At 52.3% G+C, this 24,915-nt stretch carries 21 protein-coding genes; 5 read left to right on the top strand and 16 right to left on the bottom strand.

Annotated features, from left to right (window positions below; translation table 11 throughout):
- Nucleotides 1-244 precede the first annotated feature (244 nt).
- The 4 genes from H9644_RS15570 to yfhM form a co-directional block, all read right to left on the bottom strand.
- Nucleotides 245-1,399, bottom strand: coding sequence for a bifunctional tRNA (adenosine(37)-C2)-methyltransferase TrmG/ribosomal RNA large subunit methyltransferase RlmN (locus H9644_RS15570; RefSeq protein ID WP_064526215.1), 1,155 nt, complete (start codon nt 1,397-1,399; stop codon nt 245-247).
- A gap of 149 nt (nt 1,400-1,548) precedes the next feature.
- Nucleotides 1,549-1,980, bottom strand: a complete 432-nt coding sequence (ndk, locus tag H9644_RS15565) for a nucleoside-diphosphate kinase (protein ID WP_000963837.1) — start codon at nt 1,978-1,980, stop codon at nt 1,549-1,551.
- Between the two features lie 148 nt (nt 1,981-2,128).
- The gene (gene pbpC / locus H9644_RS15560) at nt 2,129-4,441 is read right to left on the bottom strand and encodes a peptidoglycan glycosyltransferase PbpC (protein ID WP_064526213.1); all 2,313 of its coding nucleotides are present in this window, start codon (nt 4,439-4,441) and stop codon (nt 2,129-2,131) included.
- On the bottom strand, nt 4,442-9,403 hold the full coding sequence (gene yfhM, locus H9644_RS22070; RefSeq protein ID WP_191775264.1) for an alpha2-macroglobulin: 4,962 nt from the start codon (nt 9,401-9,403) through the stop codon (nt 4,442-4,444). It lies immediately after the preceding gene.
- 206 nt (nt 9,404-9,609) lie between these two features.
- Between yfhM and sseA the strand changes: the two genes are divergently transcribed.
- Both sseA and timP read left to right on the top strand, forming a co-directional pair.
- On the top strand, nt 9,610-10,455 hold the full coding sequence (gene sseA, locus H9644_RS15550; protein WP_064526209.1) for a 3-mercaptopyruvate sulfurtransferase: 846 nt from the start codon (nt 9,610-9,612) through the stop codon (nt 10,453-10,455).
- 337 nt (nt 10,456-10,792) lie between these two features.
- On the top strand, nt 10,793-10,918 hold the full coding sequence (gene timP, locus H9644_RS21745; protein ID WP_263611333.1) for a small toxic inner membrane protein TimP: 126 nt from the start codon (nt 10,793-10,795) through the stop codon (nt 10,916-10,918).
- Nucleotides 10,919-11,125: 207 nt separating this feature from the next.
- Here the strand turns inward: timP and sseB are convergent, their stop codons facing one another.
- From sseB to trmJ, 11 genes are all read right to left on the bottom strand, one after another.
- Nucleotides 11,126-11,902, bottom strand: coding sequence for an enhanced serine sensitivity protein SseB (gene sseB, locus H9644_RS15545; protein WP_064526207.1), 777 nt, complete (start codon nt 11,900-11,902; stop codon nt 11,126-11,128).
- A 142-nt stretch (nt 11,903-12,044) separates the two neighbouring features.
- The gene (pepB, locus tag H9644_RS15540) at nt 12,045-13,328 is read right to left on the bottom strand and encodes an aminopeptidase PepB (RefSeq protein ID WP_064526205.1); all 1,284 of its coding nucleotides are present in this window, start codon (nt 13,326-13,328) and stop codon (nt 12,045-12,047) included.
- A 244-nt stretch (nt 13,329-13,572) separates the two neighbouring features.
- Nucleotides 13,573-13,773 (bottom strand): Fe-S cluster assembly protein IscX, encoded by a 201-nt coding sequence (iscX, locus tag H9644_RS15535; RefSeq protein WP_000523616.1) that lies wholly within the window; start codon nt 13,771-13,773, stop codon nt 13,573-13,575.
- Nucleotides 13,774-13,784: 11 nt separating this feature from the next.
- Nucleotides 13,785-14,120: an ISC system 2Fe-2S type ferredoxin gene (gene fdx / locus H9644_RS15530; RefSeq protein ID WP_001124471.1), complete on the bottom strand. Its 336-nt coding sequence runs from the start codon at nt 14,118-14,120 to the stop codon at nt 13,785-13,787.
- A gap of 1 nt (nt 14,121) precedes the next feature.
- On the bottom strand, nt 14,122-15,972 hold the full coding sequence (hscA, locus tag H9644_RS15525) for a Fe-S protein assembly chaperone HscA (RefSeq protein ID WP_191775256.1): 1,851 nt from the start codon (nt 15,970-15,972) through the stop codon (nt 14,122-14,124).
- Between the two features lie 16 nt (nt 15,973-15,988).
- Nucleotides 15,989-16,504 carry a co-chaperone HscB gene (hscB, locus tag H9644_RS15520; RefSeq protein WP_000384413.1) on the bottom strand — a complete coding sequence of 172 codons (516 nt, stop codon included), beginning with the start codon at nt 16,502-16,504 and terminating at the stop codon, nt 15,989-15,991.
- 95 nt (nt 16,505-16,599) lie between these two features.
- The gene (gene iscA / locus H9644_RS15515) at nt 16,600-16,923 is read right to left on the bottom strand and encodes an iron-sulfur cluster assembly protein IscA (RefSeq protein WP_000028953.1); all 324 of its coding nucleotides are present in this window, start codon (nt 16,921-16,923) and stop codon (nt 16,600-16,602) included.
- A 16-nt stretch (nt 16,924-16,939) separates the two neighbouring features.
- Nucleotides 16,940-17,326, bottom strand: coding sequence for a Fe-S cluster assembly scaffold IscU (gene iscU, locus H9644_RS15510; protein WP_000331707.1), 387 nt, complete (start codon nt 17,324-17,326; stop codon nt 16,940-16,942).
- Nucleotides 17,327-17,353: 27 nt separating this feature from the next.
- Nucleotides 17,354-18,568: a cysteine desulfurase gene (gene iscS, locus H9644_RS15505; RefSeq protein ID WP_001295373.1), complete on the bottom strand. Its 1,215-nt coding sequence runs from the start codon at nt 18,566-18,568 to the stop codon at nt 17,354-17,356.
- A 115-nt stretch (nt 18,569-18,683) separates the two neighbouring features.
- Nucleotides 18,684-19,172: a Fe-S cluster assembly transcriptional regulator IscR gene (gene iscR, locus H9644_RS15500; RefSeq protein WP_001241354.1), complete on the bottom strand. Its 489-nt coding sequence runs from the start codon at nt 19,170-19,172 to the stop codon at nt 18,684-18,686.
- Between the two features lie 360 nt (nt 19,173-19,532).
- Entirely contained in the window at nt 19,533-20,273 is a 741-nt protein-coding gene (gene trmJ / locus H9644_RS15495; protein ID WP_000940019.1) for a tRNA (cytosine(32)/uridine(32)-2'-O)-methyltransferase TrmJ, read from the bottom strand.
- Between the two features lie 118 nt (nt 20,274-20,391).
- Between trmJ and suhB the strand changes: the two genes are divergently transcribed.
- The 3 genes from suhB (at nt 20,392) to csiE (ending at nt 23,665) form a co-directional block, all read left to right on the top strand.
- Nucleotides 20,392-21,195, top strand: coding sequence for an inositol-1-monophosphatase (gene suhB, locus H9644_RS15490; RefSeq protein WP_044790284.1), 804 nt, complete (start codon nt 20,392-20,394; stop codon nt 21,193-21,195).
- A 144-nt stretch (nt 21,196-21,339) separates the two neighbouring features.
- A complete protein-coding gene (locus tag H9644_RS15485) occupies nt 21,340-22,194 on the top strand; it encodes an alpha/beta hydrolase (RefSeq protein ID WP_064526200.1) in 855 nt (284 codons plus the stop codon).
- Between the two features lie 190 nt (nt 22,195-22,384).
- Nucleotides 22,385-23,665, top strand: a complete 1,281-nt coding sequence (csiE, locus tag H9644_RS15480; RefSeq protein WP_191775254.1) for a stationary phase inducible protein CsiE — start codon at nt 22,385-22,387, stop codon at nt 23,663-23,665.
- On the opposite strand, the gene H9644_RS15475 is transcribed toward csiE, so the two are convergent.
- The gene (locus H9644_RS15475; protein ID WP_191775252.1) at nt 23,657-24,796 is read right to left on the bottom strand and encodes a 3-phenylpropionate MFS transporter; all 1,140 of its coding nucleotides are present in this window, start codon (nt 24,794-24,796) and stop codon (nt 23,657-23,659) included. The genes csiE and H9644_RS15475 overlap by 9 nt on opposite strands.
- Nucleotides 24,797-24,915 lie beyond the last annotated feature (119 nt).

Genomic DNA, 24,915 nt, shown 5'->3' with positions numbered 1-24,915 from the left:
AGTCATCATGCTCACCCACACCGCGAGACATCCATTAAGTTAACGCTTATCATACAGTATAAGACTGTCTGTGTGCTCATGACAAAGCCCACATGAATCAAAGCTAACTTACTGTTGCATCGTTACATACTGCCTTAAAGTCAGCAAAAACGCACCGTTAATATTGATCAGACAATTGCAACTGAATGCTATATTCATAAAAGATTACGCCACGGTACAAAAAATAACCGTGGCGTAAAAGACATCAAACCGTTTTCACGTCGATGGCTTCACCCTGCATCCGTTTGCGCAGGGTCCGTTTAGTACGGTCGATAACCTCACCCGCTAATTGCCCGCAGGCTGCATCGATATCATCCCCACGCGTTTTACGCACGATGGTTGTGAAACCATAACTCATCAACACTTTTGAGAAGCGATCGATACGACTGTTCGAACTGCGGCCATACGGCGCGCCCGGGAACGGGTTCCACGGAATCAGGTTGATCTTACACGGCGTATCTTTCAGCAATTCCGCCAGTTGATGCGCATGCTCTGTACCGTCGTTAACGTGGTCAAGCATCACGTATTCAATGGTGACGCGCCCCTGATTGGCATTGGACTTTTCCAGATAGCGGCGTACTGCAGCGAGGAAAGTTTCGATATTGTACTTTTTGTTGATCGGTACAATTTCGTCACGAATTTCGTCGTTCGGCGCGTGCAGAGAAATTGCCAGCGCAACGTCAATCATATCGCCCAGTTTATCCAGAGCCGGAACAACACCCGATGTAGAGAGCGTCACGCGACGTTTAGACAAGCCAAAGCCAAAGTCGTCGAGCATGATTTCCATCGCCGGAACGACGTTGTTCAGGTTGAGCAGCGGCTCGCCCATACCCATCATCACTACGTTAGTGATCGGACGTTGACCGGTGACTTTTGCTGCGCCGACGATTTTCGCCGCACGCCACACCTGGCCAATAATTTCCGACACCCGCAGGTTACGGTTGAAACCTTGCTGGGCAGTGGAACAGAATTTACACTCCAGCGCACAGCCAACCTGCGAGGAGACGCAAAGCGTGGCGCGGTCGTCTTCCGGGATATATACCGTTTCAACGCGCTGATCGCCCACGGCAATTGCCCATTTAATGGTGCCGTCAGATGAACGCTGTTCTTCAACCACTTCCGGTGCGCGGATTTCCGCCACCTCTTTCAGCTTGCCACGCAACACTTTGTTGATGTCGGTCATCTCATCAAAGTTGTCGCAGCAATAATGATACATCCACTTCATCACCTGATCGGCGCGGAAGGGTTTTTCACCTAATTCTTTAAAAAACTCCCGCATCTGCTGACGGTTGAGATCCAGCAGGTTGATTTTTCCATCTTTCGTGGTGACGTTTTCAGGTGTGACTAATTGTTCAGACATATGCTATTCCGGCCTCGTTATTACACGTTATGGCCCCTGGAGGGTTGAAAAAAGAAACGCCCCGGTGAGCGACTGCTCGTCCGGGGGCGCTGCATTGTACAAATTCTGGCGCATGGATGCCACGTTTGCACGCGGCATTTACGAAAATATTAACGCGTGCGCGGGCACACTTCGCCTTCACCAAAGAAGTAGGCGATTTCGCGAGCGGCAGATTCAACGGAATCAGAACCGTGGGTACCGTTTTCGGTCAGGCTGTCAGCGTAATCAGCACGCAGAGTACCGGCCAGTGCATTTGCCGGATTGGTCGCGCCCAGCAGATCGCGGTGACGCTGAACGGCGTTTTCACCTTCCAGCACGGAAACCACGATCGGGCCAGAGGTCATGAATTCAACCAGACCATCAAAGAACGGTTTTCCATCGTGTTCAGCATAAAAGCCACGAGCCTGTTCAACGGTCAGGTGCAGCATTTTGGTGCCGACAATTTTGAACCCTGCAGCTTCAAAGCGCGCAAAGATATTACCAATGACGTTTTTTGCTACCGCATTCGGTTTTATGATGGAAAAAGTACGTTCAATAGCCATTTTTACCTCTGTAAATTATTCTGTTGTTGTCTGTACCAGCGTACGAGATGGCGCGGATTATAATGAGCAACAGAGCCGTTGACTATTGATGAAGGTAACATTTTTTTAAAATAAACCCAGTTTAAGCAACAAACATGGAGGAAACAGACTATTGCATGACAAATTTCACTGTCGCTATTTGCCCCACTTCATCCATCACCAGCAATTGATAATCGCCTTTTTCCGTTAAATGCAGAGTCACGTTGCGCCCGCGCTCAGTTAACGGTTCGCCATTAAGAAACCACCAGCGTTCGCCTGCCCCTCCACTTGTTTGCACCGGCAAAGTCGCTTCGACTGCGCCCGGTAAACGTTTAATAATCGCGCCATCGCGAACGCCTGTCAGCTGCAGCGGGAGCTGGGCATCATGACCGTACGGCGGGCAACGTGTTGATGCCAATGGCAGGCGTGCGGCGCGACGTTCCGATGCAGGCAGCCAGGGTTCCAGCGGTAGCGGCCAGACATTTATCATTTCTTGTCGCGCCTGCGGGCAATCAGCAGCAACACGTTTGCCGTTTTCATCCAGCCAGATGGGGAAACGAATGCCATTAATCCCTTCTTGCTCAGGCAGTAACAGCGTTGGCGGCTGGCTCCCGTCCAGCAGCCAGGTTGCCAGACGGCGGCGACAGTTACCGTCACCTTCCGGCAACGACTGCCCGCCCGGCCAGCAGATAACGCCACGGCTTACAGAGTCAGGACGCGGGTCTTCCGGCAGATTCGCACTGCGCGACAGTAAGATATTATTCACCTGATTCAACAGCGGTACGGCGCTGGCAAAGCCAAACTGGCCGACTACCGGCGTGCCGTCCGGCCTGCCAGTCCAGATCCCAATCACATAGCGAGCGTTTACTCCTATAGCCCATGCATCGCGATAGCCATAGCTGGTTCCTGTTTTCCACGCCAGTGGTACGACGCGCGGCAAAGCGCCATCCGGTAGCGGCTGTGCTTCATCAGCCATAATACGGCGGATAATCCACGCGGCCCCCGGCGACATTAACGGTCGCTCGAGTAATGGATCGCCCGGCTGTAAGCGTAACTTACCCGCCTTACCGTGGCGAGCAAACGCGGTATACGCTGCTGCCATATCTTCCAGTTTTGCACCTGCGCCGCCGAGAATGAGCGAAAGATTCGGCGCAGCACCGTTGGGCAAATATAACGGCAAACCAACGTTACGTAACTTTGCCGCAAACCGTTTCGGCCCATAAGCTTCCAGCACCTGCACAGCAGGTAAGTTCAGCGAGCGCACCAGCGCCTCGCTCATGCTGATCGGGCCATGAAATCCGCTATCAAAGTTGCCAGGTCGATAATCACCGGTGCGCCGGGGAACGTCTTGCAACAGCGATGCCGGGTGAATCAAGCCTTCATCCAGTGCCAGACCATAAACAAACGGTTTGAGTACCGATCCCGGCGATCGGATCGCATTAACCATATCAACATGGCCAAAACGTGAATCATCATTGAGATCAACCGATCCCACCCAGCCTCGAACACGCATATCGGTATGATCAACCACGATCATCGCCAGTGAGCTGCGCGGCGGCAATCGACCTTTCCAGTTTTGCGCCAATTCTTCCAGACGTCGCTGAAGACCTGCATCCAGCGTAGTAACGATTTTGTCGCTTTTACTTTTACCGAGCATCATGCGCGAAAACAGTGGTGCCAGTTGCGGCATTTGTCTGGGAGCCAGCCAGATGGGCTCTTCACTAGATTCTTTTACCTGCTCACGGGACCACACACCTTGCGCAGCCATCCGTTTGAGCACTTTATTACGTGCGGCCTCGGCACGTTCCGGCCAGCGATCCGGGCGCAGTCGGCTGGGCGCTTGCGGTAACACTGCCAGCATTGCTGCCTCGGAATAGCTCAAATTAGCAGGCGATTTCCCGAGATAAGCCCAGCTTGCCGCACCGATCCCCTGTAAGGTACCGCCAAACGGGGCACGGTTAAGATACAAGGTCAGAATGTCACGTTTAGACAGGTGCCATTCCAGTTGAAATGCACGCCAGAGTTGGCGAATTTTACCGCCAAATGTTTTGGGATGAGGATCAAGCAGACGAGCAACCTGCATAGTGAGCGTGCTGCCGCCGGAGATAACCCGACCAGAAGTCAGATCCTGCCAGGCAGCGCGCGCCACCGAGAACGGGTTTACGCCCGGATGCTTCCAGAACCAGCGATCTTCGTAATTGATCAGTGCTTCAAGGTAGCGCGGAGAAACATCTTCGATAGTCACTGGATAACGCCAGATACCCTCAGCATCGGCGAAACGCCAGAGCGGCGTCCCATCCTGCGCCACAACCACGCGTGCGGGATTGACTTCATGTAGCGGCAGAGGCCAGAGTTTGTCTGCTCCCCACGCTGCAAGAATGATAATAAAGGGCGTGACTGCCAGCGTTATCCAGCAGCCACGTTTGGTTAACAGACGAGGCATTTACGGTCTGACAATCAGCAACTCTTCAGTCGCGCCTGTTGCCCGCCATTGGGGAACATACATTGATTCCACCATCGGTTGCGGAACCTGATACGTTCCCGGCGTTACCGCCCGCGCCAGATACACCAGCGTTACCGGCTGATATTCATCAACGGCAACCGCCGCCACAAAGCGATCGTCACGAAACTCAATATGCTTAATGTTCGCTTGTTGCATTTGATTAAGCAGGTTTTGCACTTCGCTGCCACTTTGCTCCAGACTGGCGCTACCGTTAGCCAGGTTCTGGTTTTCCAGCTCCAGACCCGCTGGCAGCAAATCAACCACCAACGCATCCGGCACGCTGTTACTGGCTTTTACCTGCAACCAGACCAGTACCAAATCGCCGCTACGTAACGAGTCCAGCGATTTGCTCTTACCGTCAGTACCCAAGATATGACGTTCTATTTGCAGCACATTGCTCGCAGGCAAAGGTGCGGATTGCGGATAACCGCTGGCATCCACACGCAGCCATAACGGCTGGTCGCCACTGTTGGTCACCTGCAAGGCGGCAAGTTGATCGCTATTCAGACTGCTGGTTTGCGCTTTCTCGCCTGTCAGCGGCTCGGCAGAGAAAGAGGTTTGTGCTTGCCATTTGCCCGGTAAATCCTGAATCGTACGGGCAGCCAGGAACAGCGCGTTACTTTCCTGAGTTGATAGCCAACGTTCACCAAACGCCTGCTGCGAAAGTGTATTCAGCAAGGTGTTCTGCTCATCTGGCAGCAGTTTGTTCTCTTCCAGTAAGGAGAGCATCAACGCGTTGTCGCGCAGTGGGCTACCGTAATCGCCAAGCCATATCCGCTCATCATTATTACGCGGCGTTTTCAGCGCCAGCGCAATTGCGTCTATACTCCGCGTCGCATCACCCATGGTTTTCAGCGCAACGCCAAGTTGCAGCAGTGGCAATCCAGACGCAGCATCTGCACGACGTTCCCAGATTTCACGCAGCGCACCCAGTGGCGCTTTTTGCTGCCGAGCCAGCACCAGCGCAGCGTAAGACTGAACAGCAAACTTACTGGCTTTAAGATTATCAGCGTACGGAATCGACATCATGCCCGGATCTTGTAAATAGCGCAGCAGACGCTCATTTCCCCGGTTAATGGCTTCTGTCGGCACGCTGTAACCCTGCTCACCTGCGCGGACCAGGAAATCCATCACGTAGGCCGTCAGCCAGTACTCTTCGTCACCGTTTTTATCCCACAGCGCAAAGCCGCCGTTATCCCGTTGCATTTGCAGCAAACGAGAAACACCAATATCGACTGCCGCACGGCGTTTATCATCACTGTCACCTTTTATGCCCAACGCCTGTAGTTGGGCTGCATTGGTATAGAGCGACGGGAACAGACCGCTGGCGGTTTGCTCGAGACAACCGTATGGGTATGCCTTTAACTCTTTGATATAACGTGCAATGTTCAGCGGTGGTTTGCCACTCAACAACAACTGCCCTTCCAGCGTAACAGGAGAGAAGTTTTGCAACCCATCAGCCGGGAGCGCCCATGCTTCACCAGGCTGTAACGCCGTACCATAATTGACTGTTTGTGCCGGGAATGCCGGACGGACGCCGATTTTCCACTGCTTATGCTGATCGGCAACGGTTTCACCTGGTAACGCTAACCCACTGATGGTGGCCTGTATTTCACCATCGCCATAGCCCGTCAGAGCGCGCACCGGGATAAACAGCGTGGTTCGCACCCCTGGCGCTAATTCAACAGGTGCAGGTGAATCGCTTACCAGTTCAACTAAGCCGCTGGTGGTCAGGGCAACGTTCAGTTTTTGCGGTTTATCAGTAAGATTAGTGATATCCAGCGTCAGACGTGAGGTGTCGCCACTCGCCATAAAGCGCGGCATGTTCAGTTCGGCTATCACCGGTGCAGCAACAATCACTTTGCTTTCGCTGCTGCCGAAGTCATCTGCCGTCCATGCTTGCGCCATGACGCGCAATTCACCGTTAAAATCGCCAATCGGCAATGTAACTGTGCCTTCGCCCTGTTCGTTGAGCGTTACCGGCAGCGCCTGTTGCGCGACAATATTGACGTGATTTACTGGCGGTTTGCCACCGCGTTTCAGTTCATCACCATCGCCACCAAAGCGCAGTGCAGCCAGACGCCCCTGACCTTCAATAACCTGACCGTAAATATCGTAAATGTCTGCGCCATAGCGTTTCTGACCAAAGAACGCCTGCCACGGATCTGGCGTGACGTAGTCAGTAATATTCAGCACACCACTATCAACGGCAGACACCAGCACATTCACCTGTTTTGGCTTCTCACCATTTTTAGTGCTGGCTTTAATTTTCACGGTTAATGGTTGATTGGGACGCATTTTTGCTGGTGTTTCCAGCGCCAGATCGAGGCGACGGTTTTCATCACCAAGCGGCAAATGCAACACACCAACCGCGCGTTTTGGCGTCGCGGAGCGAGATTTATCACCAGGACGCACCACCAGCGTACTCAAATAAAGATCATGACGATTCCAGGTTTTATCGACCGGAATAGTCAGATCCAACCCTTGTGCCGGGACATCAATCTCTTGCCACCAGAGTGGCCCTTCACTGGACTCCACCATCGCGTAGCCTTTACCCGCCGTTGGCGCGGCAATATGCAACTTAATAGTATCGCCAGGGCGATAACTGGCTTTATCCAGTTTCAGCGTAACGCGGTCCGGACGCACTGCGCCGCTACCGTCGCTATTATCCTGCCAGCTATATCCGGCCCAAAAACGCACGCTACTGACCGCTTCATTCGGCGCTTTGACTTCAAGACGATAAGCGCCCCACTCTACCGGAAAGCTCACCTTACCGGTTTCATCTGCTTTCAGATCCAGCGTTTGCTCATTTTCGATCAGATCTTTTTGATCGAACTGTGACTTCCAGCCTTCATCTTCCGACCAGTTCCAGTAGTAATCGCGACGTTCGCGAATCAGGCGTACCTGCAAGCCTGACACAGCTTTTTTCACGCCATGCGCATCGCTGTAAACGATGTCAAAAGCGGCATTACTGCCTTCATCAACAATGGGCTGTTTTACCATACTGTCAGTGCGGTAATCATAAACCGATTTCGAGGTGAACTGCGGACGGATCCCTGGCAGCGCATCGGCAGGCCAGATAGCCTGTTCAGCGCGGCGCGTCACCGGTCGACCGCCCGACTCCAGCAAACTGCCCTGGAAAATAACCTGCAATGGGGAATGTACTTCCTTCCACTGGCTTTCAGTGGAAACTTCGCCGCGTCCTTTATCATCCAGCGTCAGCTGGACTTCATCCAGCGAGCGGGAAAGGTTTTCGGCAGCAATATCGCCAAATTCGAAACCAGGCAATGCAGAAACCGCTTCACGCAGTGGCCGCAGGAAAAGCTGTCCCTGCAAGGTATTGCCATTAGCAGGCGCACCGTACAGGTAGTACCCCACCACGGAGAATTTCACTTCATCTTTTGGCGTTAATGGCATTTTCTCGCCGGTCAAATTCAACGCCATACGCTCCGGCATAAAATCTTCGACGTGGAAATCCCACATCCGATACTGGTTATCGCCAGTGTTGGCTCGGATATGCCACATGCCGGTTGCCGCAGTACTATCCAGCGGCCAGGTAAAATGGTAGAGGCCATTTTCCGGCTGGCTAACAACACTACGCAGTACCTGCCCGTCGGGTTTAATCACGTCCAGTTTGATGGGTTGATCCGGCAGAGCTTTACCGTCTGCATCACGCAGTAAGCCGTTGAGGATTACCGTTTCGCCAGGGCGATAAAGATCGCGCGGGCCAAACATAAAGAACTGTTTGCTGTAGCCTGGCGCACCAGCAATGTTAAATTCCGCTAAGTCCAGTGCCGGTAGTTTTAAATCGAGCAGCGTTGTCTGACCGTCTTTACGCGCCAGCAGTAGCGCCGCGTTTTTATCATTTTCCAGCTGTACATGGCCCTGTGAATCACTGGTCGCCTGAGTCAGAGTCTGCCCTTTTTCATTTAATAGCGAGACTTCAATTCCTTGCTGGGCCGCGCCGTTTTCCAGGCTTTGAGTAAAGATATCCAGACGATTGTGATAACGGTGGGCCGATACGCCGATATAACTTAACGTAAATAGCGTGGCTGGATTACTGTAATCGTAATGTCCGGCCTGATTCATTACAGCCAGATACACGCCCGCCTGCTGAAGCGGCTTGATATCGCCCAGCGGCAGCAATAATTTTTCACGGGTGTTACGCGCAGGATTGAGATCAAACCGCCCGGTATAGACCAGGTCTGCCATCTGCAACAGTTTGTCTGATTGCCAGTTCGCCAGCGAGTTACGGTATTCCCACTGGCTAATGAAAGCAGGCAGCGATTCTGGCTTCACACGGAAGAAGTTAACATCGACATTGTTAACGTTGAGCGCCATTACCGGCAGTCCTTCCACGACTTTTCCAGGCAGCAGCGAACCACGGCTGGCAAAGCCGACGCTGGGTTGGATATCGCGGGTGGTGATAGTTTTTTCGTAATCTTTACTGAAGGTTGCGTTATTGAGTGCCTTAACTTCCTTGCCAATAGTGACGATCAAATCACGTTTCGGTTCGAGGTGGCGTAAACGCAGTTCTTTGAGATTATCTGACAACTCCCAGGCACCATCCACTTTGCCGCTCTTTTTATCGACGACATGAATAGCACGCGAGAAGTCCTGATCCGGGTCGAGGGGGACGGAGAAAGTCAGTACCAGCGTGACTGCGCCATCAAGCTGTACTTCAGAGAGATCCAGCAATGTCAGTGCTTTACCCGCACTCTGTTGTGCCAGTTTTTGTCGCTCCGGCGCGGAGAGTTTCGCAGAAGTCGCATCTGTCGAAGATGACTCTTTAGCAACTTCAGAAGATGCATCTTTTTTCACTGCTGTTGGCGCGTTATCGTTGTTGTCGCACCCTGCCAGCGCCAGCATTAATATAAAGGCGACTAAGCGTAACTTTTTCATCTCTCATCCCTGCCACAATGGCCCGTTAGCAACGTCGAATGATTATTATGCGTGAGAAATGACGTTATGTAATTCACTATCACATCTACAGAATCCGAATTTTAGTGAGAAATGTGGCTCAGACAGCCAAATCAACCTCTTTTGCTTGTCGCTTTCCGGCAAACATCCGACAATTTAGCTTAACCCCGGCAAAAATGGAGATGCCTATGTCCACGACATGGTTTGTAGGAGCCGACTGGCTCGCCGAACATATTGATGACCCGGAAATTCAGATTATTGATGCCCGTATGGCACCGCCCGGACAGGAAGATCGTAACGTTGCCCAGGAGTACCTGAGCGGTCATATCCCCGGTGCAGTATTTTTCGATATCGAAGCGCTTTCTGATCATACATCCCCACTTCCGCACATGCTGCCTCGCCCTGAAACGTTCGCCGTCGCAATGCGTGAACTGGGCGTTAATCAGGACAAGCATCTGATTGTCTATGATGAAGGAAACCTATTTTCTGCGCCGCGCGCGTGGTGGATGCTGCGCACTTTTGGTGTGGAGAAAGTGTCTATTCTCGGCGGTGGATTAGCGGGCTGGCAGCGCGATGATCTGCTGTTAGAAGAAGGCGCAGTAGAACTGCCGGAAGGAGAGTTTAACACCGCATTTAACCAGGAAGCTGTGGTAAAAGTGACCGATGTGTTATTGGCAAGCCATGAAAAAACGGCGCAAATTATTGATGCCCGGCCGGCTGCACGTTTTAATGCAGAAGTCGATGAACCGCGCCCGGGTTTACGTCGCGGGCATATTCCCGGTGCGCTGAATGTTCCGTGGACGGAACTGGTGCGTGATGGCGAACTGAAAACAACCGATGAACTGGATGCGATATTTTTTGGCCGCGGCGTCAGCTATGACAAACCAATTATTGTCAGCTGTGGTTCCGGTGTAACGGCAGCCGTGGTGTTGCTGGCACTCGCTACACTGGATGTGCCAAACGTAAAACTGTACGACGGCGCATGGAGTGAATGGGGAGCACGGGTAGATTTACCGGTTGAGCCCGTGAAATAAGCTTTTTACAGGCAATAAAAAAACCGCCGAATTTGGCGGTTTTTTTATTGCTGGTCTGGTTCGCGGCCTTTCCAGCTGGTTGTATTACCGTAGTAATGCAAGCGCGTCTCAGCGATAACAATACTCGCTAGTAACTCCCTTTTTGTCAAGCATAAGAGAGTAATTATTGTTCAGTTAGTGTATTATTCACTACGGCCCTTTCCGCCGTCTCGCAAGCGGGCGCTGGCTTAAGGAAAGGATGTTCCGCGACCGTTAGGGCAAGCGCGTCTCAGTGCTTGCTATCGCGGCAATATCGCCAGTGGTGCTGTCGTGATGCGGTCTTCGCATGGACCGCACAATGAAGATACGGTACTTTTGTATCGTACTTATTGTTTCTGGTGCGCTGTTTTCCGAAGTAAATAATAACCGGAGTCTCTCCGGCAACAATTTACTGGTGATTAACAACCTTCAGAACAGCAAGTAAGCCCGAATGCCGCCCGTCAGGGCGGCATATTTTAAATACTCGTCATACTTCAAGTTGCATGTGCTGCGTCTGCGGGTTACTCGGCCCATCCATGGGCCTCACCCCTTACGGGGCTGCTGCAAGCAGCGTTCAAATCCGCTCCATGCGGATTTGTCGCTCACCCCAGTCACTTACTTATGTAAGCTCCTGCAACTCGAATTATTTAGATTAAATTATCCGATTCTGTTTAAAGTCACGCAGGAATCCCCCCCAGCGACGTTCATAAAATGGCGCAATATGTTCGGTAATAAAGTGGCTAATTCCTTTTTCCCCTTTTTTCACCAGGCAAATATCAATAGGTTCATCGCCAGGTAATGTATCGGTCGCTACACTTCCCGCCGCCTGAATAATTTCTTCGATATCGCCATCGGCTTCAATACCAATAAGCAAATTAGGCTGTGCCTCTTCGCTCTCTTTAATTGAACAAATAAAAGCGCGCTTCACCGGCTTAATAGTTTTAAATAAGGTGGTGAGTGAATCAATCATCTGCGCTGGCGGCTCTGCGACTTCCGATAATATCAGCGATTCGCCACCTTCCAGTACTTCCTGGCTACTCAGCGGATTCCCTTCTTCACCAATCAACAAACTGATTTCACGCGGCATAAATTCTTTACCCGTTGGCAGTTTGGCATTAAGGAAGAGCGTTTCACCAAGAGTCATCTCAAACAGCGTGCGAACAGGCATCACGACAAATGCCTGTTCGCCGTCAACCGCCTGTTGAAGCGCTTCTAATGAGGTGAAAAAAGGAATAACGCTGGTGCCGTCTTCTTTTTCCCAGTGCTGTAAATCGAGCGCACTATCTTCAACAACAGCCTCGCCCTGCGCCGCCGTACCAGGCACCCAGACAGTGGATTCCAGTAAAGTACGGAAAAAGGCTGGTCGGTGCGCCGGTTCGGTTGCTGCTTTTTCCAGCAGGTCTTCAAGTTCGTTTTTTGTTTCGGACATAAGAACCACAATTCATTCAACGTTCGGAGCGGAAGTGCCTGATGCGCTACGCTTATCAGGCCTACAAGGGAGTCGCAATTTGTTGAATTTGCAATATTTTGTAGGCCGGATAAGGCGTTTACGCCGCATCCGGCATATTAGTTTACGCCGTTAACAGATTAGCAATCGTGCGCACACCAAGTCCCGTTGCCCCCGCAGACCACTGTTCAACCGGCGCTTTACGGTACGTCGCCGAGCAGTCGATATGCAGCCAACCTTGCTGGTAGTTCTCAACAAAATGCGACAGGAAGCCAGCCGCCGTACTTGCACCCGCTGGGTACGCCGCGCTTCCGGTATTGTTCAGTTCGGCAAAGTTAGACGGCAACTGACTGCGGTGGAACTCCGCCAACGGCAGACGCCAGAACGGTTCGTTCTCTTGTGCGGCACTCGCCAGCAGGCGACCAGCCAGCGCATCGTCAAAACTGAACAACGCGTGATAATCATTACCCAACGCGGTTTTCGCCGCCCCGGTCAGGGTCGCTGCATCAATAATCAGTTCTGGTTTCTGCGCACTCGCATCAATCAGGCCATCAGCCAGCACCAGACGCCCTTCCGCATCGGTATTCATCACTTCGACTTTTTTACCGTTGCGATAGGTGATGATATCGCCCAGTTTGAACGCGTTACCGCTGATCAGGTTATCCGCACAGCAGAGGAACAGTTTCACGCGTTTATTCAGACCGCGAGTAATAGCAAACGCCAGCGCCCCGGTAACCGTTGCCGCGCCGCCCATATCGGACTTCATTGAGTCCATAAACGCGGTCTGTTTGATGCTGTAGCCACCGGAATCAAAGGTGATACCTTTACCTACCAGGCACGCGTATACCGGCGCTTCTTTATCGCCAGTTGGGTTGTAATCCAGCGCCAGCAATACCGGAGAACGTTCCGAACCGCGCCCGACGGTGTGCAGCCCCATATAACCTTGCTCACGCAGATCTTCACCTTTGGTGATCCGATAAGCCACACGATCGCCTGCAACGTTGCTAATCAGATCAACAGCACGCTGTGCCAGTTGCGATGGCCCCAGTTCTTCAGCCGGTGCGTTGATGGTGTCACGCACCCAGTCGATGATCATCAGGCGGTTATCCAGTTCCTGACGTTGGGCATCGTCCAGATCCGGCCACTCCACTTTACGCGTCCCTTTCGGGGCTTTGTAACCTTGCCAGAATGCCCAGCAGCGATCCACATCCCAGCCTTCACCACTTAACTGAACATGCTTGATGCCCAGACCGTCAATCTTGCGCGCCGCACGCTGGATCAGCCCCAGCTCGTCCGCCCCGTTCAAATGCAGGGTAATGCCATCATTATTAATGCTGTAAGTCGCTTTTTCTCCCCAGCGCGCGTCGGCAGGTTGGGTAGAGAGGGTAATTTTCATCGCTTCTGTCATTTTAGTTATCCTTATTTGTAAAAGGGCCGCCAGTTGGCAGCCCCAGGATTTTTCCGCTAAATGATTCGCGTTGTAGGACAAAACGCATTGCGTTTTGAACAGCGCTTGCGCTGGCCCCGGAGGGGTGAGGCCAAAAGGCCGAATCACGCGGCAAGTGAGTGAAGCCCCAGGAGCATAGATAACTATGTGACTGGGGTGAACGAGCGCGGCCAACGCATCTGCGGCGTGAAGCATGACGCGGAAATCACTCAGCTTCGTCCAGCCAGACTAACAAAATCGCTTCGAGGATTTTCTCGTTAGATGCCTGCGGGTCGTCGTCGAAATCTTCAAGATCGCAAATCCACTGATGCATATCGGTGAATCGAACCGTTTTCGGATCAAGATCGGGATACGCATCGTACAGTGCTTCGCCAATTTCGCGGCTATCGGTCCACTTAAGTCCCATACTAACCTCTGTTAATGCTCACGCGCATGGTTGATAGTGTAACGCGGAATTTCGACCACTAAATCTTCGTCGGTGACGCGCGCCTGACAGCTTAAACGGCTTTCCGGCTCCAGCCCCCAGGCTTTGTCCAGCATGTCGTCTTCCTGCTCAGAACTTTCTGGCAGCGAGTCAAAACCTTCGCGAACGATGCAGTGGCAGGTGGTGCAAGCACAGGATTTTTCACAGGCGTGTTCAATCTCGATACCATTACGCAGCGCAACGTCGAGAATGGTTTCACCACTATTCGCTTCCAGAACAGCGCCATCAGGGCAGAGATCCTGATGAGGCAAAATAACAATCTTTGGCATATTAAACCTCGTCCACGGAATGGCCTTTCAGCGCACGACGAACCGACTGGTCCATGCGGCGAGCGGCGAAATCCTGGGTTTGTTTGTCTACGTTTTTAATCGCTTGTTCGATGGCGTCAACATCATCGCCCTGCGCCACTTCACTCAGGTGAGCGGCAGCATCGTCAATGACCTGACGCTCTGCGGCGCTTAACAGCGCGGCATCAGCAGCCAACGCGCCGTGCAGACTTTCCAGCACGCGCGCCGCTTCTACTTTTTGTTCTGCCAGCATACGGGCTTTTACGTCCTGCTCGGCATAGCTCATTGAATCTTTGATCATCGAGGCGATTTCGCTGTCGGTCAGACCATAAGACGGTTTGACCTGAATAGACGCCTCAACGCCGGTGGATTTCTCCATCGCCGTCACGCTCAAAAGACCGTCAGCATCGACCTGGAACGTTACACGAATATGCGCGCCGCCAGCCGGTAGCGCCGGGATACCACGCAGCGCAAAACGCGCCAGCGAGCGGCAGTCCTGCACCAGTTCACGCTCACCCTGCATAACATGGATAGACATTGCCGTCTGTCCATCTTTAAAGGTGGTGAAATCCTGGGCGCGGGCCACCGGAATCGTGGTATTACGCGGGATGACTTTCTCCACCAGGCCACCCATCGTTTCGAGGCCCAGCGACAGCGGGATCACATCGAGCAGCAGCATTTCGCTATCCGGCTTGTTACCCACCAGAATATCCGCCTGAATCGCCGCGCCAATAGCGACGACTTTATCCGGGTCGATGGAAGTCAGCGGCGGACGACCGAAAAATTCGCCCACCCGTTCACGCACCAGCGGCACACGGGTAGAACCGCCCACCATCACCACTTCCAGTACTTCATCAGCCTCAACGCCCGCGTCTTTCAGCGCGCGACGACAGGCCAGTAAGGTCCGTTTAACCAGTGGAGCGATCAGTTCGTTGAATTGGTCACGGCTGATTGCGCCCTGCCAGCCCGCAACGTTAACGGTCGCAGAGTCTGCATCGCTCAGAGCAATTTTGGCCGCGATGGCGGCATCCAGCAGTTCACGTTGAACGCGATTATCGCTACGGTCAGGAATGCCCGCCTGCTCGCGAATGTAATCCGCCAGCAGATGGTCGAAATCATCGCCGCCAAGCGCAGAATCACCGCCGGTCGCCAGCACTTCAAACACGCCGCGACTTAAGCGCAGAATAGAAATATCAAAAGTCCCGCCGCCAAGGTCATAAACGGCGATCACGCCTTCCTGACCGGAATCCAGCCCGTAAGCAATAGCCGCGGCAGTCGGTTCATTAAGTAAGCGCAGGACATGAAGGCCCGCCAGACGCGCGGCGTCTTTGGTACCCTGACGCTGGGCATCGTCAAAGTACGCCGGAACGGTGATAACCACACCATCCAGCTCGCCTGCCAGAGCTTCAGTCGCCCGCGCCGCCAGTGCTTTGAGGATGTCCGCAGAAACGCGCACCGGGTTCAGCAGCCCCGCCGCCGTTTCAATCATCGGCAGGCCGTTTTCGCTGGTCTGGAATTGATAAGGCAGATGCGGATAGCGTTGCTGGATATCAGCCAGCGAGCGCCCCATCAGGCGTTTAACAGAACTAATGGTGTTGGCGGTGTCACGCGCTGCGTTAGTACGCGCGTCATAACCCACCGAATGCCCTTGCTGTTGATAGTGAACAACAGACGGCAGCAGGTGACGGCCTTCATGGTCGGCTAACGTTTCGGCCTGACCGCTGCGTACTGTCGCCACCAGCGAGTTGGTTGTGCCCAGGTCAATACCGGCCGCCAGACGACGCTGATGCGGCGCAGCACTCAAACCAGGTTCACTAATTTGTAATAAGGCCATGTTTAGCTTCCAGAAATTAAAAATCGAGCAGTTTTTCTTCGAGTTGTTCGGCACTGCTTCGCAGTTTATCGAGAAAACGCAGCTTACGCACGGTATCTGCCGCCGCGTCCCACGTCTCGTTGTCTAACTGTTCAACCATCAACTGATGGCGGGTATCAAACATCTTTTTCACACGTTTGATAAAGCTTTCCAGCCGCGCTTCGTCTTTCGCCTGTTCGATCTCGTCCAGTTCTTCGCGCAGTTCCAGCTGTTCCATCAGGAACGCGGTGTCGCGCACAGTATGCTGCTCGCTGGCAAGATCAAAACCGTGCAGCGAAAGCAGGTATTCCGCGCGCATTAACGGATGACGCAGCGTTTGCCATGCCTGGTTAATAGTCGCGGATTGTTGTACGGCGGCGAGTTGTTCCGCCTGGCTTCCGCTGGCGAATTTATCAGGATGATACTGACGTTGTAGATCCTGAAAACGCAGGCTCAGTGCCTGGGTATCGAGTTGATAACGGGCAGGCAAGCCAAAGAGGGTGAAGTAATCCATAACATTCTCAGGGCTGCGATCCACCGCGATAACGGCGAATCAGGTAAAACAAACCCCACGCGCAGCAGACCACGGTGGGGTTATCGGTATGCGCATCAGACGTGGAAGCTTTCGCCGCAACCACACTCATCTTTGACGTTCGGGTTGGTGAATTTAAACCCTTCGTTCAGGCCTTCTTTTACAAAGTCCAGCTGCGTACCGTCCAGAAATTGCAGGCTTTTGCCATCGACCACGACTTTCACGCCTTTGTCTTCAAACACGATGTCTTCCGGCGTCGGTTCGTCAACAAATTCCAGTACATAAGCCATACCTGAACATCCGGAGGTTCTCACACCCAGACGCAGGCCAAACCCTTTGCCGCGGTTAGCCAGAAAGGTATTTACTCGCGCTGCTGCACTGTCGCTCAGTGTAATCGACATAACCAAACCTCAACTCTTATTTTGCTTCACGTTTGCTTTTATAGTCCGCAATGGCGGCTTTGATCGCGTCTTCTGCCAGAATAGAACAGTGAATTTTCACCGGTGGCAGTTCAAGTTCTTCAGCAATATCGGTGTTTTTGATCGCCTGTGCTTCGTCGAGAGACTTCCCTTTCACCCATTCGGTTACCAGGGAGCTGGAAGCGATAGCGGAACCGCAGCCGTAAGTTTTAAAACGCGCGTCTTCAATGATACCTTCATCGTTGACTTTAATCTGCAACTTCATCACGTCGCCACAGGCCGGTGCACCCACCATGCCACTGCCTACGTTCTCGTCGTTGTTGTCGAAAGAACCTACGTTACGCGGATTCTCGTAATGGTCGATAACTTTTTCACTGTAAGCCATTATAAATTCTCCTGATTCCGATACCGATTAATGATGAGCCCATTCGATGCTGTTCAGATCCACGCCCTGCTTGTACATTTCCCACAGTGGAGAAAGGTCACGCAGACGACCGATGGATTTACGAACTAACTCGATGGTGTAGTCGATCTCTTCTTCAGTAGTAAAACGACCTAAAGAGAAACGGATAGAGCTATGTGCCAGCTCGTCGTTCAGCCCCAGCGCGCGCAGCACGTAGGACGGTTCAAGACTTGCCGACGTACAGGCAGAACCTGAAGAAACCGCGAGGTCTTTCAGTGCCATAATCAGCGACTCACCTTCAACGTAGTTAAAGCTGACGTTGAGAATGTTCGGCGCACCGTGTTCCAGGTCACCGTTCAGGTAAACTTCTTCGATATCTTTGATGCCGTTCCACAGACGGTTACGCAGGCCGCGCAGACGTTCCATCTCGGTCGCCATCTCTTCTTTCGCGATGCGATAGGCTTCGCCCATACCGACGATCTGGTGAACAGGCAGTGTGCCGGAACGCATACCGCGCTCGTGACCGCCGCCGTGCATTTGTGCTTCGATACGTACGCGCGGTTTACGACGCACATACAGCGCACCAATACCTTTCGGGCCATAGATTTTGTGGCCGGAGAAAGACATCAGGTCAACTTTCAACTGGCTCAGGTCGATAGGCAGTTTGCCCACGCTCTGGGTTGCATCAACGTGATAGATAATGCCACGAGCACGGCACATTTCGCCGATAGCCGCGATATCCTGCACCACGCCGATTTCGTTATTCACGTGCATGATGGAAACGAGGATGGTGTCGTCACGCATCGCCGCTTCGAGTTCTTTCAGGTCGATAATGCCGTTACGCTGCGGCGCCAGGTAGGTGACTTCAAAACCTTCGCGCTCCAGCTGACGGCAGGTGTCCAGTACCGCTTTGTGCTCGGTTTTGCTGGTGATGATGTGCTTGCCTTTTTTCTGATAAAAGTTGGCTGCACCTTTGATTGCCAGGTTGTCGGATTCGGTTGCACCAGAGGTAAAGACGATTTCACGCGGGTCAGCGCCGACCAGATCGGCAATCTGATTACGGGCGATATCTACTGCTTCTTCAGCCTGCCAGCCGAAACGGTGAGAACGAGAGGCCGGGTTACCAAAGGTTCCGTCCATCGTCATAAACTGCATCATTTTCTCGGCAACACGCGGGTCCACCGGCGTGGTTGCGGAGTAGTCGAGATAAATCGGTAATTTCATTGCTCTATAAACTCCGTACATCACTCAATGCAAGGAACCAGGCTACCGGCTGGATGTACGACCGTGTTTACGGAGCGCGATACGCCCCGGCCTGATTCTGAATACTTTTTATCTTTTATGCGCGCAACTTAACATCAATTGCATCGTTACGATTGCTGCGTGGCGCGTCGTGAGTATGCTGACGACCAGATACATCCAGCACTTCCTGGTTATTGACCAGTTCGCCTAAAGTAATGTTATTGAGGAAACCGGTGAGACGGTCGCTCAAATCACGCCACAGCGCGTGGGTCAGGCATTTATCACCGCCCTGGCAGCCGCCTTTACCCTGACAGCGGGTAGCATCTACAGATTCGTCAACGGCGCTAATCACTTCGCCGACGGCGATGCTGCTGGCATCTTTGCCTAACAGATAACCACCGCCTGGTCCACGTACGCTGGAAACCAGACCATTTTTACGCAGACGGGAAAACAGTTGTTCCAGATAAGAAAGGGAAATTCCCTGACGTTCGGAAATATCAGCCAACGGTACCGGGCCTGCTTCGGAGTTGAGCGCAACGTCAAGCATTGCGGTCACGGCATAGCGCCCTTTAGATGTCAGTCTCATGTCTTACTTCACCTCAAACTCGCCCCTGCCCGGGGTTTTTTATTGTAAAAGTGGGGGTATTGCATAGCAGGGTCAAGTCTGACATTCCCGAGTAAATTGGTCAACTATTTACTTGACTGATTTAGTCGGGTATTTAACCTTCAGTGCCATTTTTTATCGTGGCGTTTATACCTGTTGTCGGATGCGGCGTAAACGCCTTATCCGACCTACGACTTTGTACACTGTAGGCCTGATAAGACGCGTTAAGCATCGCATCAGGCAACCACTGTCGGATGCGGCGTGAACGCCTTATCCGACCTACGATTCCGTGCACTTGTAGGCCTGATAAGACGCGTTAAGCGTCGCATCAGGCAACGACTGTTATTCGGCCTTGTTACCTTTATTCTGCTGCTCAATAGAAGCCAGAATCCCGCGCAGGATATTCAACTCCTGGCTTTCCGGACGTGCACGAGTAAACAGACGGCGCAATTTATTCATCACCTGCCCCGGATGGTTTTCACGAATAAAACCGGTTGCCAGCAACGTTTGTTCCAGATGACCGTAAAAACGCTCCAGATCATCGACCAGCGGATACGGCGTCTCTTCATGCTCGACCTGCTCGCCGTTTTCCTGAGTTGCCAGCCAGGCCATGCGCACTTCATACGCAATAACCTGCACCGCCATCGCCAGGTTCAGTGAACTGTATTCCGGGTTAGCGGCAATCGCGACATGATAATGGCACTTCTGCAACTCTTCATTGGTCAAGCCCACGCGCTCGCGACCAAAGACCAGCGCCACCGGGGTATTTGCCGCTTCAGCGACGCTTTTCAGACCACACTCGCGCGGGTCGAGCATCGGCCACGGCAACGTGCGCGAACGTGCACTGGTGCCAACCACCAGGCTACAACCGGCTAACGCTTCGTCGAGGGTATCGACGATGTGAGCGTTACCAATGACATCGCTGGCGCCTGCCGCCAGGGCAATCGCCTGCGAGTCAGGTTTCACCAGTGGATTAACCAGCCACAGGTTGGTTAACCCCATTGTTTTCATGGCACGAGCAACAGACCCCATATTGCCGGTGTGTGACGTCTCCACCAGCACAATTCGAATATTTTGCAGCATTGTCTTTCTTCGTCTAAAGATTATTCGTGCATCTTAACATAAAACGAAGACAGATGCCGATCTCGCTGCTATACTCTGCGCCGTTTTCCCGTTCTTTAACATCCAGTGAGAGAAACCGATGCATCCGATGCTGAACATCGCCGTGCGCGCAGCGCGCAAGGCGGGTAATTTAATTGCCAAAAACTATGAAACCCCGGACGCTGTAGAAGCGAGCCAGAAAGGCAGTAACGATTTCGTGACCAACGTAGATAAAGCTGCCGAAGCGGTGATTATCGACACGATTCGTAAATCTTACCCACAGCACACCATCATCACCGAAGAAAGCGGTGAACTTGAAGGTACTGATCAGGATGTTCAATGGGTTATCGATCCACTGGATGGCACTACCAACTTTATCAAACGTCTGCCGCACTTCGCGGTATCTATCGCCGTTCGTATCAAAGGCCGCACTGAAGTTGCTGTGGTTTACGATCCTATGCGTAACGAACTGTTCACCGCGACTCGCGGTCAGGGCGCACAGCTGAACGGTTATCGTCTGCGCGGCAGCACCGCTCGCGATCTCGACGGTACTATTCTGGCGACCGGCTTCCCGTTCAAAGCAAAACAGTACGCCACCACCTACATCAACATCGTCGGCAAACTGTTCAACGAGTGCGCTGACTTCCGTCGTACCGGTTCTGCAGCGCTGGACCTGGCTTACGTCGCCGCTGGTCGTGTTGACGGTTTCTTTGAAATCGGTCTGCGTCCGTGGGACTTCGCCGCAGGCGAGTTGCTGGTTCGTGAGGCAGGCGGTATCGTCAGCGACTTCACTGGCGGTCATAACTACATGCTGACTGGTAACATCGTTGCCGGTAACCCACGCGTAGTGAAAGCCATGCTGTCAAATATGCGTGACGAGTTAAGCGACGCCCTGAAGCGTTAATTTCTCGGGCGGGTGACTTTCCTCACCCGCCCTCGCCTTTCAGGCGCTATTCCGAAATACTTTCTCACCGCTTTACTTTCCTTTGCCACTCTCCCACCATCTTTCCCCGATTAATGGATTACAAAGAAGTCGTAAGGAAAGGTCATGGTTCTGCCAGCGAACAAACGCGTTCTCAAGATACTGTTTATTCTTTTTATTGCTGCTTTCTGCGTTTATTTAGTGCCGCGCATCGCCATCAACTTCTTTTATTATCCCGATGACAAAATTTACGGCCCTGATCCCTGGTCTGCGGAATCTGTTGAATTTACTGCTAAAGACGGCACAAGGCTGCAAGGCTGGTTTATCCCCTCTTCCACTGGTCCTGCCGAAAACGCTATTGCTACCGTAATTCATGCTCATGGCAATGCCGGGAATATGTCCGCCCACTGGCCACTGGTCAGTTGGTTACCAGAACGCAATTTCAATGTTTTTATGTTCGATTATCGCGGTTTTGGTAAATCTAAAGGCACGCCATCACAAGCCGGATTACTGGACGATACGCAAAGTGCCATCAATGTGGTGCGCCATCGCAGCGATGTAAACCCAAAACGGTTGGTGTTGTTCGGGCAGAGTATTGGCGGCGCGAATATTCTTGACGTTATTGGACTGGGAGATCGCGAGGGCATACGCGCGGTGATCCTCGACTCCACATTTGCCTCTTATTCGACCATCGCCAACCAAATGATCCCCGGCAGTGGCTACTTACTTGATGAGAGTTACAGCAGCGAAAACTACATCGCCAGTGTCAGCCCCATTCCGCTTTTACTGATTCACGGCAAAGCTGATCATGTTATTCCATGGCAGCATAGCGAGAAATTATTTGCCCTGGCGAAAGAGCCAAAACGCCTGATTTTGATCCCCGATGGCGAACATATTGATGCCTTTTCCGATCGTCACGGAGACGTTTATCGCGAGCAGATGGTGGATTTTATCCTTAGCGCGTTGAATCCACAGAATTAACTTTATGGTCGAAACCAGATAAAACAGCAAGAAATCACTTTAATTGATGGCATTAAACTGCCTGGAAGTGTTTATATCGATAAAAATTCTGTGATGTTTGTCATCATTTCTGATGAATAGCATTCCAATCACCGTTTCCCTAAGCAAACTTTAGCTATTCTTATAAATTATGCTTATGGGAGATCTACAGATGATACCTACACTTGCCCCACCATCTGTACTTTCAGCTCCCCAGCGCCGTTGCCAGGTATTACTGACGCTGTTCCAGCCGGGGTTGAGTGCCACAGCGGCAACTTTCAGCGAGCTTAATGGTGTGGATGATGAAATTGTGGGTCGCGATATCAGCGAAACAGGACGGGAGATCCAGCGTTATCATCAACTCATCATTACAACTGGATATGACGGGAGCTACCGGATTGAAGGTACAATACTTAACAAACGCTTATGTTTATTTCATTGGCTACGACGCGCTTTTCGCCTTTGCCCGTCATTTATCAGCAACCATTTTACACCCGCGTTAAAGAGGGAGCTAAAACGTCGGGGGATTGCTCGTAATTTTTACGACGACACCAATCTACTGGCGTTAGTTAATCTCTGCTCGCGAAGGCTACAAAAACGCTTTGACGCGCGAGATATTCATTTCCTGTGTTTGTATCTGCAATATTGCTTATTGCAACACCATGCCGGAATCTCGCCCCTTTTTAACCCGCTGCAACGCCACTGGCTGGAATCTTGCATTGAGTTTCAGGTTGCACAGGAAATTGGCCGGCACTGGCAACGGCGGGCGCGTCAACCTGTCCCCCCAGATGAACCGCTATTTATGGCATTACTTTTTTCCATGTTGCGGGTTCCTGATCCACTGCGAGACACCCATCAGCGTGGCAAGCAGTTGCGTCTGTCAATTAACCGTCTGGTACAGCATTTTCGTCAGTTGAGTAACGTCCGTTTCTATGATGAACAGGGGTTATGCTATCAGCTTTATACTCACCTCGCCCAGGCGTTAAACCGCTGTTTGTTTTCTATCGGCATTGATAACACTTTACCGGAAGAGTTCCGTCGACTTTATCCACGGCTCGTGCACACCACCCGCGAAGCGCTGGTTGGGTTTGAAAATGAATACAATGTCAGTCTTTCCGATGAAGAAAGTTGTCTGGTGGCTGTGATTTTCGGTGCATGGCTGATGCCGGCAAATGAAATTCACGAAAAACAGATTATTTTGCTGACGGGCAATGACAGCGAACGAGAAGCGAATATTGAGCTGCAATTGCGTGAGCTAACGATACTGCCACTCAATATTAAGCACATGTCTGTGAAGACATTTTTGCAGATTGGCGCACCGCGCAACGCCGCGCTTATTATTGCGCCTTATACCATACCGCTGCCGCTTTTTTCACCACCGCTAATTTATACGGATCTGACCCTGACGGCACATCAACAGGAGCAGATCCGCAAAATACTTGAATCAGCATGAGGGAACGACTTTTGGGCGCAAAAACATTGCCGGAAACGCCACCAATGCCATCACCCAGAACACGCCATGCCCCAGATATTGATACAGGAAACCGGCAAAGACGGTCATGATGGCAATACTGCCGCCCATCGCGACGGCAGAATAAACTGCCTGTAAGCGGATCACCTCGCCCCCCTGACGAGCGGCAATGTAGCGCATGGCCGCCAGGTGGCACACGGTGAAGGTGCCGCAATGCAGAATTTGCACCATAATCAACCACGGCAGCTCAGTGGTTGCCCCCATAATTCCCCAACGCACTACCCCGCATACCGCCGAGATCAGCAACATATCACGGGCGCTACAACGGCGGAAAAGCTTATTACTCAGCGCAAAGATAATGACTTCCGCCACCACGCCCAGCGACCACAAATAGCCTACTGCCGAGGCCGAATAGCCAGCCGCCTGCCAGTAAATGGCGCTAAAACCATAATAAGCCGCATGCGCCCCCTGCAACAAACACACGCAGGCCAGAAAACGCCAGTTCTGGCGAACCAGCGCCAACCACGCTGGCCAACCGGTGCTTTCCTGTTGGCGGCTTGCTCCTTGTGGCTGAATGGTCGGGCGAATCAGAAAACCGAGCAGCATAGATGCTACGCCCAACGTCAGCATTGCCAGAATCACCCGATAATCGAATACGCTGACCAGTTTTCCCGTTAGCGCCGAGCCAATGACAAACGCCACCGAGCCCCAAAGTCGCACTTTGCCATAATCAAGCGGGAACTGCTTTTGCCAGGTATTCGCCAATGCATCGGTCAACGGCACCAGCGGTGAGAAAAAGAGGTTAAAACCAACCATCACCACCATCAGCCACGCTACGTGCGCACCCGCCCAGAAGGCGATAGCAAAAAGTAGCGTCAGCAACGCCAGTACACGCAGCGCAGAAATCAGGCGAGAAGGATCGCTGACACGAGGCGCAATTATCAAACTACCGAGAAAACGGGCCACCAACCCGGCTCCCAACAACAGGCCGATGGTTTCTGGCGTTAAGCCAATTCCCTTAAGCCAGACGCTCCAGAAAGGTAGAAAAATACCGTAGCTAAAAAAGTAAGTGAAATAACCGAGCGCCAGCCAGCGCGTGGATTGCAAAACCATGAGTCCCTCCCGTCAGGAGGCGTTAGTCTGAGGTTAATCGAATGTTGTTGCAAGTTGAAAAATAAGAAAATCAGGGCCACTTCCAGTACACCATTCTGGAAAAAATTATCGTTAATACC

Origin of the sequence: Escherichia whittamii, assembly GCF_014836715.1 — a bacterium.
GTDB lineage: Bacteria > Pseudomonadota > Gammaproteobacteria > Enterobacterales > Enterobacteriaceae > Escherichia > Escherichia whittamii.
Note: the sequence above shows the minus strand (reverse complement) of the source record. Positions and strands in the feature narration are given on the sequence as shown.